Here is a 16,512-nt window from a genome sequence, read left to right as displayed (position 1 = left end):
CATCTGGGGTGAGCGGCGGCCCGCGGCATGATGGGCCGCCTCCCCGGTGAGCATGAGCCCCTGCCAGGACAGGCCTGGCCCCGCCCCCCAGTACTCCTCGGCGCACCCGCCAAGGGGCCCCACTCCGTCGCAGAGTCCCCGAGTCGACGCCCACGTCGGCCGACGGGGTTGGGGAGTGTGGGTGGCAAAGCCCCCACCACGCGCGGCGAAGCCGCGCAAAAACAACGATGGCGAGGCCGGTTCGCGCTCTCCGCGAACATGCCTCGCCATCGCCAACGTGCGCCGCCAGGGACTCGAACCCCGGACCCGCTGATTAAGAGTCAGCTGCTCTAACCAACTGAGCTAGCGGCGCCTGCTGACGTCGTAGACCTTAGCATCCTGATCGGCCGGGGGAAAAATCGATATCCGCACGGCGGCGCGGGCCGCCCGGACGGCTGCCCAGAGCAGGATTTCGGGGCCCGGCAGCCAGGGGTGCCGGGTGTCGGGGGCGACGAGCCAGCGGGAGTCGCAGGAGGTCGGCCGGCCGGCGGAGAGGAGGGCCGGGACGGTCACCGCGTCGCCGTTGCCGTGGCACAGCAGGGGCGGGATCGCCGCCGTACGGCCGACCTCCTCCCAGCGCAGCAGGGAGGGCAGCCGCTGGGCCGTGCCGGGCGCGGCGAACAGCAGCATGCGTCCCCGGAACGTCGCCACCGGGCCCGAACCGGGCCCCTCGTCCCACAGCCGGTCGACCATCCGGCGGCCGAAGACCGCGGGCGTGCTGACGACGTCGAAGGCGGAGCCGCAGGGGAGCACGACCGGGGCGTCCGGGCGCTCCTTCCAGAGGGTGAGCATGCTTCGCGGATACGTTCCCGCCGAGGCGAGCCAGGCGGCTCCGTCCGCGGTGACTCCCGAGACGTCGAAGCGGTCGGAGAACGGATCCATGCGTTCGCTGCTCATGACATCCATATCTACCGGCTGTGAACGCGCCGCTCCCGAGAGTTGCCGGAAATCGGGACAGGCGGGAGGAGGAGGGAGTATCTTGCCCGCCTGGCATATGCCACAGTGAAGTGGCGTGTGTTCAGACCGGGTCCGCGGAGCCCCGGCCTTCGGCCCCGCTCATCAGGTCGCGTCCGAACTCCACCATCTTCTTGGCATAGTCCTCGGTCCACTCGGCCCGTTCCGCGATGTCCGCCGACGTCAGCCGGTCGAAGCGCCTGGGGTCCGCCAGCTGGGCGGCCGCCATCGCCTGGAACTCCACCGCACGGTCGGCCGCCGCACGGAACGCGTGCGTCAGCTCCGTCGCACGGGCCAGCAGCGCCCGTGGATCGTCGATCGACTCCAGGTCGAAGAAGTGCTCCGGGTCGGAGGCCGCCTCCGCGGGCTCGAACAGCAGGGGCGCGGGGCGTAGCCGCGGTTCGTTCCGACGCGGCGTGGGCTCCGCCATGTCTTCTCCTCCTCGTACGTCGCGTCCGGCCCGTCCAAGAGCGGGCCACCGTCCATTGTCCCGCGCCCGCGCAAGTGGGCCGCGGAGCACGAAGGCCTCGGCCTCCGCACGCTCAAGGCGTCCACACCACGCGATGTTCCCCGAGTTGCGCCAGCACCGCGTGGTTCGCCTCCCATCCGTCGGGGAACTTCACGAGCGTTCCCAGCTGGACCGGCTCCGTCGACGGGTAGTCGTCCAGCAGCTCGCTCACGCCCGCCCGGCAGACCACGATGCACGCGTGGCGGTGGCGGGAGGCGAGGACACAGAGGCGGCCCGTCTCCAGGTGGAAGGCGGTGGCGTCGGGACGGCCGGAAAGAGGGTGGAGGACGACCGTCACGTCGTACTCGCGGCCCTGGAGGCGGTTCGCGGTGTCGACGGTGACGTCCGTGACGCCCAGTTCCGCCAGTGCCGCGCGGACGGCCGCCGCCTGGTCGCGGTGGGCCGTGCCGACGGCGATCCGGTCGGGGGTGAGCGGCAGGGGCTCCTCGGGTGCGCGCTCCGATGTCGCCGCGCCGCCCCGGTCCAGCAGCCGTCGTACGACCATGGCCACCGCCCGTACCGCCTCCGGGTCCGTCCTCGGGGTGTGCCGTGCGGGCAGCTCCAGCAGGCCCCAGCCGGACTCCGCGGCCTCGTCGATCACCTGGTCGGGACCCGAACCGTCGGACGGGACGGCGAAGGCGAGACGGCGGTCGCCGTGGTCCGTGCCGCTGCGGAAGGGGGTGTACGGGTAGAAGGCGTCCGAGACCAGGGGCGCGGCCGAGGCCGGGAGGCGCCAGGACACTGGGAGGCGGTGTTGCGGCAGCTCGGGGTTGTGGGCCAGAAGGGTGGTCACGGCGGAGGCGGAGGGGTCGTACGACAGGCCCGCCCACTGCTCGCTGCCCACGATGGAGAAGGGGTCGAGCTGGCCCGGGTCGCCCACGAACAGCGCCCGCTCGAACAGTCCGGCCACGGCCAGTAGCGAGTCCGAGCGCATCTGGTACGCCTCGTCGACGATCGCGTGCCGCCACGGCTCGTCGACCTTCACATGCGCCCACTTCGCGGACGTGGACACGACGACCGAGAGGCCGCTCAGCTCTCCCGCCTTCGCCGACTTGCGTATGTTGGGCAGGTCGTCGAGCGCCTTGTCGTACGGGTCGGTCTCGCTGCTGTGCAGGCGGCCCACGGGGAGCTGCGGGCTCTTCTCCGCGAGCCTCAGCACGAGGTCGTCGACCTGTGCGTTCGTCTGGGCCACGATCATCAACGGGCGTCCCGCGTCGGCCAGTTCGAGGGCCGCGCGGACGACGAGCGTGGACTTGCCGGCGCCGGGCGGCGAGTCCACGACCACGCCGCGATGGGTGCCGTGCAGGGTGTCGCGGAGGATGGCGTCGGTGGCCTCGCCGGCCAGGGCACCGGGATCGAAGGCGGCGGTCACAGGACGTCCTCGGCGGTCGGGGGGTCGGCGGTCTCGTGAACGGCTTCGCCCGGCGGCCCGCCGTGGGTCCACGGTGTCTCCTCCGGGTCGGGCAGTTTCGGGCCGCCGCGCTGCTCGTGCTCGAAGGTCGTGAAGCAGAGCAGGTCGCCCTTCTCGGGCACCGAGCCGGACTCGGGCACCTTGCCGCGGCCCATCTTGTCGACGATGCGCAGGACGAGCAGATCGTCCGCCTCCCGTCCGACGAACTCCGCCGACTGCGGCTTGCCGCCCAGCGAGCGGTACACCCTGGCCCGCTCGCCCAGGTGCGGAAGGTCCTCGGTCCGTACGGTGACCAGGGGGCGCGGGCTGGGCCGCTTGCCCTCGCTGTACGCCATCACGACATCCGTCACCTCCCCGGCGAACGCCTCCCCGGACAGCCGCCGTCCCGCCATCACCAGCGGGTCGTCGAGGGCCTCCTGGGCCTCCAGCCGCGCCTGCTCGCGCTCGCGTGCGGCCAGCTTGCCCGCCGCGGTGACCGCGTCGTCGCGGCGCGGCTGCGGGGGCTCGCCCGCGACGATCCGGTCGCGGTGGCCGGTGAACGACCAGCGGTCGCGCGTCCACCGCTCCTCGACATGCGCCCCGTTCGGCAGCGCCCGCAGCAGGTCGAGGCCCTGCCAGACCTTCTCCCAGGTCGGCAGGGTGCGGCTCAGCACCAGGTCGCGGATGTCCCGCTCGGCGGTGGTGAGTTCACCGAGCCGGTCGTCCGCCTCCAGACCGTCCTCGGCGGCGGCGAGGGCGGTACGCGCGCGGTCGTGGCGCTCGATGGCGGGGGCGAGCAGCTTGTTGTCGAACGCCGGGTCGGTGGCCGGTCCGGCGGGCGGGCACAGCAGCTGGCCCCGGGCGTCGCGGGCGAGTTCGGCCGCGAGCGCCGCATCGGCGCCCGTCGAGCCCTCCGGCGGGGCGATCCAGGCGAGCAGTGCGCCCAGGTGCTGGTCCTCCAGAGTGGACTGGCCACTCGCCCAGTGCCGGGCCAGGACGTCCGTCATCGCCAGCAGGAGGGAGGAGCCGGGGACGCGGGCTCGCTCCCCGAAGTGCGTCAGCCAGCGGCCCAGCAGCGGCACGCGCGGGGGCGCGGGATACGGGGTCTCCGGGTCCTGTTCCGCCGTACGCCTGAAGCGCATGGAGCGGCCGAGCAGTCGTACGAAGTCGACGCCCGCCCGGCTCGGGACTATCAACTGCGGGGCGTCCGCGCACAGTTCGACCTCGACCTTGACCCGCTTGCCGGTCTCCGGGTCCGTCTCGCTCCGCTCGGCGGCCTCCACGTCGTCCGTGTACGCGTCGAGATACGGCAGGACGACGTCGGCCAGCTCGGCCAGGAACGCGAACCTGAGGTCGCGGTCGCGCGGCTGCGGCACGGCCAGCAGACGCGGCGCGTCCCGGTCGGTGCCCACCAGAGCGCCGAGCGGGGCACCGGCCTCGCCCGCGGTGGTGAGCGGCACGAAGACCAGGGGCCGCTCGGACAGGTGCCGGTGCCGGACGGTGGCGGCGGGCTGGGCGTGGCCGGTGCGCACGGCCTCCAGCCGGCCGAGAGTGGAGATCAGCGACATGGGGTGACCTCCTGGCCGAGGGCCTGCGCACGCAGGTGCGCCGCTCTGCGCAGGGCCGCCACCGCCGGGTCCTTGGGGTCGCCGCTCTCGCCGCGGGCCGCGGCGAGGACGTCCCCGACCGTCGACAGGCCGCCCAGTTCGGCGCGGACCGAGCGGCCCAGGGAGGTCACCGCGCCGGCCGCGCGGGAGCGGTCACGGCAGTGGAAGGCCAGCTCGCAGGCGGACAGGCACTCGGGCGCGTACGTCGCCGGGACCGACTCCACGGCGGACGTCAGCTCGGCGGTGGGCAGCTCCGGAGAGAAACAGGTGCCCTCGGGGAGCGTGTCGGCGATGTCCTCGATGCGGGTGAGGCGGGCCAGCTGGCGGCCGGTGACCGCGCGCTGCTTGCGCACGTCGACGGCCGAGGCGGTGGGCAGGTTGGAGAAGTCCTTGGGACAGACGAGCAGGATCCGGTGGCGCACCCGGGGCGCCGGGTCGAGGCGGGCGGCGACCTCCTCCAGGGCCAGCACGTACACCGCCGCCTGTCGTGCGGCCGCGCCCACCTTCGCCGGGTCCGCGGCGCCGTCCAGCATCGGGAAGGACTTGATCTCGACGACCGTCCAGCTGCCGTCGGGGTGCACGACCACGGCGTCCGGCTCCAGGAACGCGGGGGAGCCCGCGACGTCGAGGGCGAGCATCGGATGGTCGAGCAGGGTCCAGCTGCCGGGGGCCGCGGTGGCCTCGCGCAGTGCCAGCGCGGTGCGAGCCGCGCGGCCCTCGGGGCCGGTGGCCAGGAGGTCGGGCACCTGCGCCTCGTGGGGCGGATCGGCGCGCCGGTCCAGCTTCTCGTGCACCAGCCTGAGCAGCTCCGCGCCGCCGTCGGCCTTGACCTTCGCCTCGAACGCGTTGCCCCGGGTGAGCGCGAACTGCGACTGCCCGAAGGCCGACGGGGAGCCCAACGCGCTCGCCAGTGTGGCCTTGTTCACCCCGGCGCCGTCCAGGATCGCGCGCCTCCTGCAGCCCGGGTTGGCGGCGAGCGCCGCGAGGGCGCGCGCGTCCAGCGCCTTGGCCGGTACGTCGGGACCGCGCAGCTCAGCGAGCCGCTGCCGGAGCGCCTTCCCCCGCGTCCGTGGGAGAGGCACCCGGTTCGGCTCCGGATCCGATCCGGGACTCGCGCTGCCGTGGAATTCGCTCACCCGCGGAAGTCTGGCATCCGGCACTGACAATTGAGGAACCTGCGACCTGGGAGCGCCCTGAGCCGAACGAGATCCGCGCCCGGACCCGGTCAGCGCCGCGCATCACGTACGGCGTCAGGACCAGCCCGACGCCCATCACGGCCGCACCCGCGACCGCGTCGAGGAAGTAGTGGTTCGCGGTGCCCATGACCACGATCGTGGTCAGCAGCGGGTAGGCGACGGCGGCGACCTTCGTCGCGGGCGTCCTGCCGTACCGCCACAGCATGACCCCGCACCACAGCGCCCAGCCCACGTGCAGGCTCGGCATGGCCGCGTACTGGTTCGTCATGCCCCCGAGGCCGCGCGGGGCGCTGGCCTCGCCGCCCCACCAGCCGTACGAGCTGTACTGGGCCATCGTGTCGACGAAGCCGTGGCCCGCCGACAGCAGGCGCGGTGGGCAGGTCGGCAGCAGGGTGAAGCCGATCAGGCCTATGAAGGTGGACGTCATCAGCCAGGTGCGGGCGGCGCGGTAGTGCACGGCGCGGGACCGGAACAGCCAGATGAGGAGGGCGGGCGTGACCAGGTAGTGCAGTGACGCGTACCAGAAGTCGGCCGGGACACCGAGCCACGCCTCGTGCGTGAAGAGCCGGTTCAGCGGGTGCTCGGCGTTGATGTGCAGGACCTTCTCGATCCGCAGGATCGACAGGCCGTGGCCGACGGCGCCGTCGGTGTCGCCGCGGGCGAGGAGCCGGCCGGCCGAGTAGCACGCGTACACCAGAAGTATCAGTGGCAACTCGGTCCACCAGCGCAGGCGGGTCCGCGGGGTTGCTGCCTCGATGCCTGGTGTCGTCTCGGTCTTCGGCATCCGATCGCCTCCCCTTCATTCGCGCGCGGCGCCCACAGGCCCGGTCGTGCCACTTTACGGCGTACGTGCGCGCCCGCTTCGGGCGCCCCGGACCTCAAAGACGCAGAGATCGCCCCCCGGGTTGCCCCCGCACGGGGTGCGCGATGATGGAAGGGTTCCGCCTGCGATCTCTTCCGGAAAGGTTCCTTCTCCCATGGCACCGCGCATCCTGCTGGCCCGGCACGGACAGACCGAGTGGTCGCTGTCCGGCAAGCACACCGGCAGGACCGACGTGCCGTTGCTGGAGGAGGGCCGGCGCGGCGCCAAGCTGCTCGGCGAGCGGCTGCACCGGGCGCCCTTGGAGGGGCTCCCGGGCGTCGAGGTGCGCACCAGCCCGCTGGCACGCGCGCGTGAGACGTGCGAACTGGCCGGGTTCGGGGAGCGGGCGGCCGTCTGGGACACGCTGATGGAGTGGGACTACGGGGCGTACGAGGGCATGACGCCCGAGGACATCCAGACCGTCAGGCCCGGCTGGCTGATCTGGCGGGACGGTGTCCCCGAGGGCGAGTCGCTCGCCGAGGTGAGCGCCCGGGCCGACGAGGTGGTGGCCTGGGCGCGCGAGGCGGAGCGCGACGTGCTCGTGTTCGCGCACGGGCACATCCTGCGGTCCATCGGGGCACGGTGGCTGGGTCTGCCGCTGGAATTCGCGGCCCGGATCCGGCTCAACCCGACATCCCTGTCGGTGCTCGGATGGGCCTACGGCGAGCCGGCCGTCGAGAGCTGGAACGACCTCGGGCACCTCGCGGGCTGACCCCGCCGCCGCGGACCGCTCATGCCGTACGCGGCACGGAGGCGTGCCGCTCCAGGAACCCCGACACCCCGCACGCACGCCGGTGCGGCAGCAGTACGCGTGCCGTGCCCGCCAGCATGGTCTGGATCCGTGACGACTGGACCTGGTCCAGCAGATCCAGCACCCGCATGCCGGCCGCAGCCGCCTCGTCGGGGCGGCCGCCTCGCGCCAGGTCGTCGGCCAGTTCGGCCGTGTACAGGGCGATGTTGCGGGTGAAGTGCGGATTCTGGAGCCGCGCCGCACGGCGGGCGTGGCGGGCGGCCCGCGGCCAGTCGCCCAGCGTCGACCAGCACTGCGCCTCCAGGCCCTCCAGTTCGGCCTCTCCGTAGAAGCTCATCCACTCGGGATCGGCCTCCGTGGGCCCCCGCTGATAGAAGGTCTGGGCGCGGATGAGTGCCTGTTCGCAGCCGGTGCGGTCGGCCAGTCCCGCCCAGCCGCCCGCCTCGCGCAGCGCGAGCAGCGACATCAGACGGGGAGATCCGAGGGGGTGCGCGACGCGTTGCGCGGCCTGCGCGGCCCGTACCGCCTCGCGGGGGCGCCCGGCGTCGCGCGCGAGGAACGCCGTGTTGCAGAAGGCATGCGCTTCCAGGGCGTCGTCGCCGGTCATCCGGGCGGTCGCGAGCGCCTCCGCGTAGTGCGAGCGCGCGTCGTCGAAGCGCCCCGAGTCGTGCGCCAGCCAGCCCACGGAGATGGCGAGTTCACCGGCGCCGGAGTGGAGACGGTCGGCGGTCGCCTGACGGGTCACGCCCGCGTCCAGCAGCGCGTAGGCGGCGCGCAACGGGGCCGACGCGCGCCGGTAGAGCCCGTCCGCGCCGTGCCGGTCGTCGAGCAGCCGGATTCTGCGGACGGCCTCTTCGAGCGCGTACGCGTCGTTCGTACCGGGGCGGCGGACGGGACGCCCCGCCGCCGCGGCGTCGAAGGCGAGCCCGATCGGGCCCAGTGAGGCGGCGGCCACCGTGGCGCCACCGCCGGTCATGAATGCGCGACGCAGCACGTCGCTCTCCTCGTGGTTCTCGTGAAACTCATGGCTCTCGTGATGTTCGTGCGGGTCGTACGGGTCCTGAGGTTCCTGCCGGTTCTGCGTCTCATACGGCTCGTACGGCCCCTGCATCTCACTGGGGGCATGCGCCCGGCGTCCGCGTACGGACGCGCGGGACGCGAAGCCCAGGTCGGTGAGTGTGCGGCCGGGGAACATATGCAGGAACACCCGTTCGTATGCGTAGTTGGGGCAGCGGATCTCGCCCGCCTCGACCCGGCCGACGTAGCGCGCGTCGCAGCTGACCCGCTCCCCGATCTCGCGCGCGGCCCGTCGGACCGCCGCGGCGAACTCGGCCGGCGAGCGCTGTCCGCGCAACTGCCGGAAGACGAGGTTCGGCCGCGATGGCCGTGGGGGCGTGGGCTGAGACGAGGTCAGCTTGGACGACGTCATGGCCGGGTCCTCTCGTGCGAACCGTCGAACCATGCCGGAATCAGGATGAGTTGTCCGTGTAGCGCCCTGTCTCCGGCGGAGCAAGAACGTACCTGCTGTGCACGACCCGCCACGCAGGGTTTGGCTACAAACCGGATATCTCATACTGGATCTGCCATGAACTGCCATCCTTTGTGGCTGACTTCCGCCGTAGCCGTTGACGCGGCGACGCGTTGAACCCGGCGGACCGGGAGCCGCCCGAACTCCCGACCCGCTTCGTTCAAGGAGGGGTTCCGTGGTGGAGGCAGGGATGGAGACCAGCCAGAGCGTCGTTGCTCGTACGCCGTCGACGACGGTGGCGCATGCCCCGACCCCGGAGCGCAGCGAGCCGCCTCTCACCGGCGGCGCGTGCGATCTCGTCACCGTGCCCACGCGGCAGGGGCTTGAGGCGGTCGACATCCTGCGGCGCGGGACGGGCGACGCCGTCGGTCCCGTCCTGCACGACGACGGCTGCACCACCCTGGGCTTTCTGGTCCCGCCCGGCACGGCCGCCGCCTGGGACGTCCCGGGCAGCACCTGTACGGAGACCGACGGTCGCGGTCTGCGCCTGAATCCCGAGCCGCCCGTGGAGGGCTCGGACTGGCTGCTCCCGCCCGGCGAGGCCGACCTCGCCACCGATCCGGCAGTCCTGCGTGCCGCGCTCGGCGAGGCGGCACGGATCATCAAGGCCGCGGACAGCTGCCGCTGAGCCGAGGCCGCGCCGACCCCCGCGCAGGCGGGCCCGTCCCGGGCTGCCGATAATGGCGCAGTGGGAAAGACCAGGAAGTCCCGGCGTGGTGGTGGTGCCGAATCGGTCGTCGAGACCGTCGACGGCGGCCTCGCCGAGCTGATGCCCGACCCGGAGCGGGCGCGGGCCTGGACGCTGCTGATCGACGGGGCGCCGCAGTCGCACGTCGACCTCGACGACCCCTCCCACCTCTCCTTCGAGTACCAGCGCCGGCTCGGGCACGTCATCGACCTCGTCGCGCCGGCCGGGAAACCCGTGCACGCCGTGCACCTCGGCGGGGGAGCCCTCACCCTCGCCCGCTACGTCGCCGCCACCCGCCCCCGCTCCACCCAGCAGGTCGTCGAGCGGGACGCGGCGCTCGTCCAACTGGTCCGCCGGGAGCTGCCGTTGGACCCGAACGCCAGGATCCGGGTACGTTCCGTGGACGCCCGCGAAGGGCTCGCCAAGGTGCTCGACGGCTGGGCCGACCTCGTCGTCGCCGATGTGTTCAGCGGGGCCCGCACCCCCGCCCACCTCACCTCGGCCGAATTCCTCGACGAGGTCCGCCGGGCCCTGAAACCGGGTGGCGTGTACGCCGCCAACATCGCCGACGGGCCGCCGCTCGCCCATCTTCGCGGCCAGATCGCCACGGCGGCCGCCCGCTTCCCCGAACTCGCGCTGCTCGCCGACCCGACCGTGCTGCGCGGCAAGCGCTTCGGCAACGCGGTCCTCGTCGCCTCCGACACCCCGCTGCCGATCGCGGAACTGACCCGCGGCGCCGCCTCCGACCCGCACCCCGGCCGGGTCGAACACGGGCGCGCGCTCGTCGACTTCACCGGCGGGGCGGCCCCGGTGACGGACGCTGCGGCGGTCGCCTCCCCGGCGCCGCCGCCCTCGGTGTTCCGCTAGCCAGGACCCAGGCGGTCAGTAGTTCCCGATCTCCACGTGCGGCGGCCCGTCGTGCCAGGTGCAGAACACCGACACCCGGTCCGCACCCGAGCTGAACTCCACCCGGATCCATGTCTCCGTCTTCCAGACCTGCATCGACCAGCCCGCCCCCGGCGTCGCCGACACCAGCGTCGCGTCCGTCGTGCCCAGGTCGAACACCACGCGGCCGCCGTCGGTGCCGTAGGCCTTGACCTGGCCGGACGAGGCGGGGGTCGAGGTGGGGCCGGCCGTCGGTGTCGTCGACGGCGTGCGGGCCGGGGCCGGAGAGGGCCTGTGCGACGCGCTCTTCGACGCCGACGGGGAGGGCCGCTTCGTCGACGACGCCAGCGGCTTCGACTGCTGGGTGGTCGCGTCCGCCGCCGTGATCGGCAGGGCGCGCGGCGGGTCGTACGCCGTGCCCGCCATGACCGTGTGGACGCCCCACCACGACAGCGTGACCGCCGCGCCCGTGGCGAGCGACCAAGCCAGTACGTGTACGAAGGCTCTGCGCATCGCGGGCCATACTGCCTCACGCGTCCCACTGGTGTCCCGCCCGTTGTCCACATGAGCGGAGTTGTCCACAGGCTCCGATGCGGCTCCTGCGCATGGCGTACGGTGCCGCGCATGGCAAGTGTGCTCGTGGTCGAGGACGACCAGTTCGTACGCTCGGCGCTGATCCGGCACCTGACGGACGCCGCGCACATCGTGCGCAGTGTCGGGACGGCGCTGGAGGCGCTGCGCGAGGTCGCCCATTTCACCTTCGACGTGGTCATCCTGGACCTCGGACTGCCCGATCTGGACGGGTCCGAGGCCCTGAAGATGCTGCGCGGCATCACCGACGTACCGGTGATCATCGCCACCGCCCGGGACGACGAGACAGAGATCGTCCGGCTGCTGAACGCGGGCGCGGACGACTACCTGACCAAGCCCTTCTCCGTCGAGCACCTCTCCGCACGGATCGCCGCGGTCCTGAGACGCTCCCGGTCCGCCCCCGCGGACGCCCCGCCCTCCACCGTCCTGCGCGTCGGCGGCCTCACCGTCGACCCGCTGCGCCGCCAGGCCGAACTGGACGGCGTCCGGCTCGACCTCACCCGCCGCGAGTTCGACCTGCTCGCCTTCCTGGCGGGCCGGCCGGGCGTCGTCGTCCCACGCAGGGAACTGCTCGCCGAGGTGTGGCAGCAGTCGTACGGCGACGACCAGACCATCGACGTCCATCTGTCCTGGCTGCGGCGGAAGCTGGGCGAGACCGCGGCACAGCCGCGCTATCTCCACACACTGCGGGGCGTCGGCGTGAAGCTGGAGCCGCCAGCCGCCGAGGGATCGGGGCCGCCGCGATGAGATGGGCACTGGTCCGGGTCTGTCTGGCGGTCACCGCCATGGTCGTGGTCGCCTTCGCGGTGCCGCTCGGGCTCGTCATCAAGGAGATGGCCCGGGACCGTGCGTTCTCCAACGCCGAGCGGCAGGCGGCCGCGGTCGCCCCCGCACTGTCCATCACCACCGAACGCGACCAGCTGGAGCGGGTCGTGGCATCAGCGGGCTCGGACTCCGGGATGTCGGTGCACATACCCGCGGCCGGCACACAGACGGCCGCCGACATCGGCCGGCAGCGCGCCGCCGACGAGGACATCGCGACGGTGCGCAAGCTGGGCCGGGCCTCCACCACCAAGGTCGCCGGAGGCGCGACCCTGCTGCAGCCGGTCGCCCTCAGCTCCGGCTCGATCGCCGTCGTCGAGGTGTACGTCCCCGAGTCCGAGGTCAGCAACGGCGTCGGCACGGCCTGGGCGGTGCTCGCCGGGGTCGGCGTCGCGCTGATCGTCGGCTCGGTAGCGGTCGCCGACCGGCTGGGCGTACGGATGGTGCAGCCCGCCCAGAAGCTGGTCGAGGGTGCGCACGAGCTGGGGGAGGGCAAGCTGGGTGCGAGAGTGCCGGAGGAAGGGCCGGCCGAACTGCGGCTGGCCGCCGTCGCCTTCAACTCCATGGCCGACCAGGTGGTTCAACTCCTCGCGAACGAACGGGAGCTGGCGGCCGATCTGTCCCACCGGCTGCGTACACCGCTGACCGTGCTGCGACTGAACGCGGCCTCGCTGGGTGAGGGGCCGGCCGCCGACCAGACCCGGGCCGCCGTCGCCCAGCTGGAGCGCGAGGTCGACACCATCATCCGCACGGCCCGGGACGCCAAACCGCAGACCGCGGCGGCCGGCCCCGGTGCCGGATGCGACGCGGCCGAGGTGGTCCGGGAGCGGATGGCGTTCTGGTCGGCACTCGCGGAGGACGAGGGCCGCAAGTGGCGCGTGGCCGGCGCCGACCGGCCGGTGCGCATACCCGTGGCCCGGGCGGACCTCGTGGCCGCACTGGACGGCCTGCTCGGCAATGTGTTCCGGCACACCACCGAGGGCACGGCCTTCGCGGTCGACCTGCACAACGGCGAGGACGCGGTGATCGTGCTGGTCTCGGACGCCGGCCCGGGCATACCCGACCCGGAGCGGGCGATGGCGCGCGGCCGGGGCTCCGGCAGCGACGGTTCGACCGGCCTCGGGCTGGACATCGTGCGCCGGCTCGCGGAGTCGACAGGCGGGGACGTGCGCATCGGGTCGTCGGTCCTCGGCGGGACCGAGGTGCGGATCTGGATCCAGCTGGACGGGCGGGAGCGGACGCCCGGCGGGCGGGGGCACCGGTCGGTACGGCGCCGCAGGAAGGCCTTCGCCAGGTGACCGCAACCCTCGGATCCGGTGACCGTGCAGGCCGAATTGGTCTCTACCTTTAACCGGCCCCGATCCCTTCCTTAAGCGCACCCTAAGATCCTCAACCCCCGTCCGGATCAGGCGCTTTGCCCGGTTCCGGATCGCTAGCGTGCTGCCGCACCCACCCCCGAACAGTGAAGGCAGGCACGCGATGAGCACGCACCGGCGCAAGGTGAGCGGCAGAAACAAGGTGATCGGTGGGGTGGTCGCCGCGGCGGTGGTGGGCGGTGGGGTCCTCCTGCTCACCAGTACCGCCCAGGCGGCCGGAATCGGCGCCGCCTACACCAAGACCAGCGACTGGTCGACCGGTTACACCGCGCAGTACGTCGTCACGAACAACAGCGGCCAGACGGAGAAGGCCTGGAAGCTGGAGTTCGACCTGCCCTCCGGCGCCAGGCTCAGCTCGCTGTGGAACGCCGAGTCCAGCGTGAGCGGACAGCACGTCACGGTGACACCGCCCAAGTGGGACACCGACGGCCTCGCGCCAGGCAAGTCCGTCACCGTCGGCTTCGTCGTCAACGGAGCGGCCGACCCGAAGAGCTGTCTCATCGACGGCGCCAACTGCTCCGCGGACGACGGCGCGACCCCCGAGCCGAGCGGCCGCCCCACCGGGTCCCCGACCCCGACCGCGACACCCACCTCCAAGCCGACCCCGACCCCCATCAAGTCGGCCACCCCCACGCCCACCCCCACCCCGTCCCAGAGTTCAGGCACCGGCACCACGGCGAGCGCCGGCTTCGCGCCCTACGTCGACACCTCCCTCTACCCGGCCTTCGACCTGCTCGCGAGCGCCGAGGCGACCGGGGTGAAGAACTACAACCTCGCCTTCGTCACCGACGGCGGCGGCTGCACGCCGAAGTGGGGCGGGGTCAGCGACCTCGGCAGCGACGGGGTGGCCTCACAGATCGGCGCGCTGCGCGCCAAGGGCGGCGACGTCCGGGTCTCCTTCGGCGGTGCGTCCGGTTCCGAGCTGGCGACGACGTGCTCCTCGGCGGACGCGCTGGCGGCGGCGTACGGCAAGGTCGTGGACGCGTACAAGCTGACCAAGGTCGACTTCGACGTGGAGGGCGGCGCACTGCCGAACACCACGGCGAACACCAACCGCGCGAAGGCGATAGCCAAGCTTGAGGCGGCCCACCCCGGACTGGACGTCTCCTTCACCCTCCCGGTGATGCCGGAGGGCCTCACCCAGGACGGCGTGAACCTGCTGTCCAACGCCAAGTCCAACGGCGTGAAGATCTCCGCGGTCAACATCATGGCGATGGACTACGGCGCCTCGTACAGCGGCGACATGGGCACATACGCCGAGCAGGCCGCCACCGCCACGCAGGCCCAGGTCAAGAGTGTGCTGGGGCTGTCCGACAGCGCTGCCTGGAAGGCGGTCGCCGTCACCCCGATGATCGGCGTCAACGACGTCTCGTCGGAGGTCTTCAAGGCCGACGACGCCGCGCAACTGGTGACCTTCGCCAAGTCCAAGGGCCTCGGCTGGCTGTCGATGTGGTCGGCGACCCGCGACAAGCAGTGCGACGGCGGCGCCAAGCCCACCGCCGACGCCACCTGCAGCTCGATCGTCCAGGACAAGTTCGCCTTCTCGAAGGCGTTCGGGGCGTTCAACTGACCCGGGCGCACACGCGACGCCCGCCTGACCACGGACGCCTGACCACCGCGGAACGGGGGCAACAGCGCCCCGGCCGGACCACCCCCCACCCGGCCGGGGCGCGACGCCTCCCCCCGCCAGTGGGCCCACCGAAGGGCCCTGCCCGGCGCAGCACACTAGTCGCCCGCCACCGCAGGCAGCGTCCCCGTCCGGGCCGCCCGCCCGTACCAGCGGGCGCTCGACTTCGGCGTACGGGCAAGGGTCGCGTAGTCGACGTAGACCGCGCCGAATCGCTTCTGGTAGCCGTACGCCCACTCGAAGTTGTCCATCAGGGACCACAGGTAGTAGCCGCGGACGTCCGCGCCGTCGGTGATCGCCCGGCGCACAGCCGAGAGGTGGCCCTGCAGATAGGCGATGCGCTCGGGGTCGTGGACGCGGCCGTCGGAGTCGGGCTTGTCGTCGTAGGCCGCGCCGTTCTCCGTGATGTAGAGGGGCAGGCCCGGCGCCTCCCGCGAGTACCGCATGATCAGCTCGTGCAGGCCCGTCGGGTCGATCGACCAGCCCATCTCGGTGCGCTCGCCCGGAGCCTGGTGGAAGGCGACGTCGTCCGCGCCCGGCCAGGGGGAGTGGGTACTGGCGCCGTGGCCGTCGGCGCGCGGGCCGGTGAGCCGGGCGTCCGCCGCCGAAACCAGCGACGGGGTGTAGTAGTTGAGGCCCAGCGCGTCCAGCGGCTGGTTGATCGCGCGCAGGTCCCCGTCGAGGACGTACGACCAGTCGGTGATCGGCTCGGTCGCCGCGAACAGCGACTCCGGGTACGCCCCGTGCAGGATCGGGCCGTGGAAGACACCGTTGGCCAGGTCGTCGATCTTCCGCACCGCCGCCAGATCGGCCGGGGCCCCCGGTGAAAGCGGCCTGACCACCGATGAGTTGAGACTGATGGCGACCGAGTTGCGGGCCGGCATCACCGACCGCAGGGCCGAAGTGCCCAGTCCGTGGGCCAGGTTGAGATGGTGTGCGGCCCTGAGCGTGGCCTCCGGCTCCGTACGGCCCGGCGCGTGCACCCCTGAGCCGTAGCCCAGAAACGCGCTGCACCACGGCTCGTTGAGAGTGATCCACTGCTCCACGCGGTCGCCCAGCGCCTCCCCGACGATCTGCGCGTACTCGGCGAACCGCAGCGCCGTGTCCCGCTCCGGCCAGCCGCCCGCGTCCTCCAGCTCCTGCGGCAGATCCCAGTGGTAGAGGGTGACGGCGGGCTTGATGCCGTGGGCGAGCAGCTCGTCCACGAGCCGCCGGTAGAAGTCCAGGCCCACCTGCACGGCCGGACCCCGCCCCGTCGGCTGCACCCGCGGCCAGGAGATCGAGAAGCGGTACGCGGACAGGCCCAACTCGGCCATGAGCGCCACGTCTTCGCGGTACCGGTGGTAGTGGTCGACAGCGATGTCACCGTGCTCACCGCCGGCCGTCCTGCCAGGGGTATGGCTGAAGGTGTCCCAGATCGAGGGCGTACGACCGCCCTCCCGCACCGCCCCTTCGATCTGGTACGCGGAGGTCGCCGCCCCCCAGAGGAAGGCGGGGGGAAAGGTCACCGGAGTCGTCGGCTGTGCGGTTTCAAGCATGGAAGCGCTCCCATAAGTGGTCGTGCAGACCGAAGAGTCGGAGGGGGGAGAAGGGGGCCGAAGCGGCGGTGACCCGGCCCCCAACGTCGTACGGAGAGAAGGAGGGAGAAGGAGGGAGATGAAGGGAGATGAAGAGAAGGAAGGAGAAGG

General features: G+C 72.5%; 15 protein-coding genes and 1 tRNA gene. 6 read left to right on the top strand and 10 right to left on the bottom strand.

What is annotated here, in order from left to right:
* Positions 1 to 278 precede the first annotated feature (278 nt).
* The 7 genes from OOK07_RS15725 to OOK07_RS15695 form a co-directional block, all read right to left on the bottom strand.
* Positions 279 to 352: transfer RNA gene (locus OOK07_RS15725), tRNA-Lys, on the bottom strand.
* Positions 343 to 936, bottom strand: coding sequence for a bifunctional DNA primase/polymerase (locus OOK07_RS15720; RefSeq protein WP_266680694.1), 594 nt, complete (start codon positions 934 to 936; stop codon positions 343 to 345). Before OOK07_RS15720 ends, OOK07_RS15725 begins: the two co-directional genes overlap by 10 nt.
* Positions 937 to 1,057: 121 nt before the next feature.
* Positions 1,058 to 1,423, bottom strand: a complete 366-nt coding sequence (locus OOK07_RS15715; RefSeq protein WP_266680692.1) for a DUF8844 domain-containing protein — start codon at positions 1,421 to 1,423, stop codon at positions 1,058 to 1,060.
* Positions 1,424 to 1,535: 112 nt separating this feature from the next.
* The gene (locus OOK07_RS15710) at positions 1,536 to 2,873 is read right to left on the bottom strand and encodes an AAA domain-containing protein (protein WP_266797036.1); all 1,338 of its coding nucleotides are present in this window, start codon (positions 2,871 to 2,873) and stop codon (positions 1,536 to 1,538) included.
* The gene (locus tag OOK07_RS15705; RefSeq protein WP_266680688.1) at positions 2,870 to 4,459 is read right to left on the bottom strand and encodes an amino acid adenylation domain-containing protein; all 1,590 of its coding nucleotides are present in this window, start codon (positions 4,457 to 4,459) and stop codon (positions 2,870 to 2,872) included. Before OOK07_RS15705 ends, OOK07_RS15710 begins: the two co-directional genes overlap by 4 nt.
* Positions 4,450 to 5,580: a hypothetical protein gene (locus OOK07_RS15700; RefSeq protein WP_266797034.1), complete on the bottom strand. Its 1,131-nt coding sequence runs from the start codon at positions 5,578 to 5,580 to the stop codon at positions 4,450 to 4,452. The genes OOK07_RS15705 and OOK07_RS15700 overlap by 10 nt, the downstream gene beginning before the upstream one ends.
* Entirely contained in the window at positions 5,531 to 6,478 is a 948-nt protein-coding gene (locus OOK07_RS15695; protein ID WP_266797033.1) for a phosphatase PAP2 family protein, read from the bottom strand. The genes OOK07_RS15700 and OOK07_RS15695 overlap by 50 nt, the downstream gene beginning before the upstream one ends.
* Positions 6,479 to 6,671: 193 nt before the next feature.
* Here OOK07_RS15695 and OOK07_RS15690 point away from each other — a divergent pair, with 193 nt between their 5' ends.
* Positions 6,672 to 7,268 carry a histidine phosphatase family protein gene (locus OOK07_RS15690; RefSeq protein ID WP_266797031.1) on the top strand — a complete coding sequence of 199 codons (597 nt, stop codon included), beginning with the start codon at positions 6,672 to 6,674 and terminating at the stop codon, positions 7,266 to 7,268.
* A 19-nt stretch (positions 7,269 to 7,287) separates the two neighbouring features.
* Here the strand turns inward: OOK07_RS15690 and OOK07_RS15685 are convergent, their stop codons facing one another.
* On the bottom strand, positions 7,288 to 8,736 hold the full coding sequence (locus tag OOK07_RS15685; protein ID WP_266797030.1) for an NsdA family TPR-like regulatory protein: 1,449 nt from the start codon (positions 8,734 to 8,736) through the stop codon (positions 7,288 to 7,290).
* 274 nt (positions 8,737 to 9,010) lie between these two features.
* On the opposite strand from OOK07_RS15685, the gene OOK07_RS15680 reads away from it, so the two are divergent.
* Both OOK07_RS15680 and OOK07_RS15675 read left to right on the top strand, forming a co-directional pair.
* Entirely contained in the window at positions 9,011 to 9,463 is a 453-nt protein-coding gene (locus tag OOK07_RS15680) for a hypothetical protein (RefSeq protein WP_266797029.1), read from the top strand.
* 60 nt (positions 9,464 to 9,523) lie between these two features.
* Positions 9,524 to 10,390 (top strand): spermidine synthase, encoded by an 867-nt coding sequence (locus OOK07_RS15675; protein WP_266797028.1) that lies wholly within the window; start codon positions 9,524 to 9,526, stop codon positions 10,388 to 10,390.
* Positions 10,391 to 10,405: 15 nt separating this feature from the next.
* Here OOK07_RS15675 and OOK07_RS15670 read toward each other — a convergent pair whose 3' ends face one another.
* Complete coding sequence (locus tag OOK07_RS15670) at positions 10,406 to 10,921, bottom strand: hypothetical protein (RefSeq protein ID WP_266797027.1); 516 nt, start codon at positions 10,919 to 10,921, stop codon at positions 10,406 to 10,408.
* A gap of 111 nt (positions 10,922 to 11,032) precedes the next feature.
* On the opposite strand from OOK07_RS15670, the gene OOK07_RS15665 reads away from it, so the two are divergent.
* The 3 genes from OOK07_RS15665 to OOK07_RS15655 all read left to right on the top strand — a co-directional run bounded on the left by OOK07_RS15665 (position 11,033) and on the right by OOK07_RS15655 (position 14,767).
* On the top strand, positions 11,033 to 11,746 hold the full coding sequence (locus OOK07_RS15665) for a response regulator transcription factor (RefSeq protein ID WP_266797025.1): 714 nt from the start codon (positions 11,033 to 11,035) through the stop codon (positions 11,744 to 11,746).
* Complete coding sequence (locus tag OOK07_RS15660) at positions 11,743 to 13,119, top strand: sensor histidine kinase (RefSeq protein WP_266797023.1); 1,377 nt, start codon at positions 11,743 to 11,745, stop codon at positions 13,117 to 13,119. Before OOK07_RS15665 ends, OOK07_RS15660 begins: the two co-directional genes overlap by 4 nt.
* A 181-nt stretch (positions 13,120 to 13,300) precedes the next feature.
* Complete coding sequence (locus OOK07_RS15655) at positions 13,301 to 14,767, top strand: glycoside hydrolase family 18 protein (protein ID WP_266797021.1); 1,467 nt, start codon at positions 13,301 to 13,303, stop codon at positions 14,765 to 14,767.
* A gap of 155 nt (positions 14,768 to 14,922) precedes the next feature.
* Here the strand turns inward: OOK07_RS15655 and OOK07_RS15650 are convergent, their stop codons facing one another.
* A complete protein-coding gene (locus OOK07_RS15650; RefSeq protein ID WP_266797019.1) occupies positions 14,923 to 16,362 on the bottom strand; it encodes a GH1 family beta-glucosidase in 1,440 nt (479 codons plus the stop codon).
* Positions 16,363 to 16,512 lie beyond the last annotated feature (150 nt).

Source organism: Streptomyces sp. NBC_00078, from assembly GCF_026343335.1.
GTDB lineage: Bacteria > Actinomycetota > Actinomycetes > Streptomycetales > Streptomycetaceae > Streptomyces.
The sequence above is the reverse complement of the archived record's forward strand: the minus strand, read 5'-3'. Positions and strand labels throughout refer to the sequence as shown.

Coding starts and splice junctions, on each gene's coding strand:
- OOK07_RS15720 (WP_266680694.1), bottom strand. CDS start 936: ATGAGCAGCGAACGCATGGATCCGTTCTCCGACCGCTTCGACGTCTCG.
- OOK07_RS15715 (WP_266680692.1), bottom strand. CDS start 1,423: ATGGCGGAGCCCACGCCGCGTCGGAACGAACCGCGGCTACGCCCCGCG.
- OOK07_RS15705 (WP_266680688.1), bottom strand. CDS start 4,459: ATGTCGCTGATCTCCACTCTCGGCCGGCTGGAGGCCGTGCGCACCGGC.
- OOK07_RS15695 (WP_266797033.1), bottom strand. CDS start 6,478: ATGCCGAAGACCGAGACGACACCAGGCATCGAGGCAGCAACCCCGCGG.
- OOK07_RS15690 (WP_266797031.1), top strand. CDS start 6,672: ATGGCACCGCGCATCCTGCTGGCCCGGCACGGACAGACCGAGTGGTCG.
- OOK07_RS15685 (WP_266797030.1), bottom strand. CDS start 8,736: ATGACGTCGTCCAAGCTGACCTCGTCTCAGCCCACGCCCCCACGGCCA.
- OOK07_RS15670 (WP_266797027.1), bottom strand. CDS start 10,921: ATGCGCAGAGCCTTCGTACACGTACTGGCTTGGTCGCTCGCCACGGGC.
- OOK07_RS15665 (WP_266797025.1), top strand. CDS start 11,033: ATGGCAAGTGTGCTCGTGGTCGAGGACGACCAGTTCGTACGCTCGGCG.
- OOK07_RS15660 (WP_266797023.1), top strand. CDS start 11,743: ATGAGATGGGCACTGGTCCGGGTCTGTCTGGCGGTCACCGCCATGGTC.
- OOK07_RS15655 (WP_266797021.1), top strand. CDS start 13,301: ATGAGCACGCACCGGCGCAAGGTGAGCGGCAGAAACAAGGTGATCGGT.
- OOK07_RS15650 (WP_266797019.1), bottom strand. CDS start 16,362: ATGCTTGAAACCGCACAGCCGACGACTCCGGTGACCTTTCCCCCCGCC.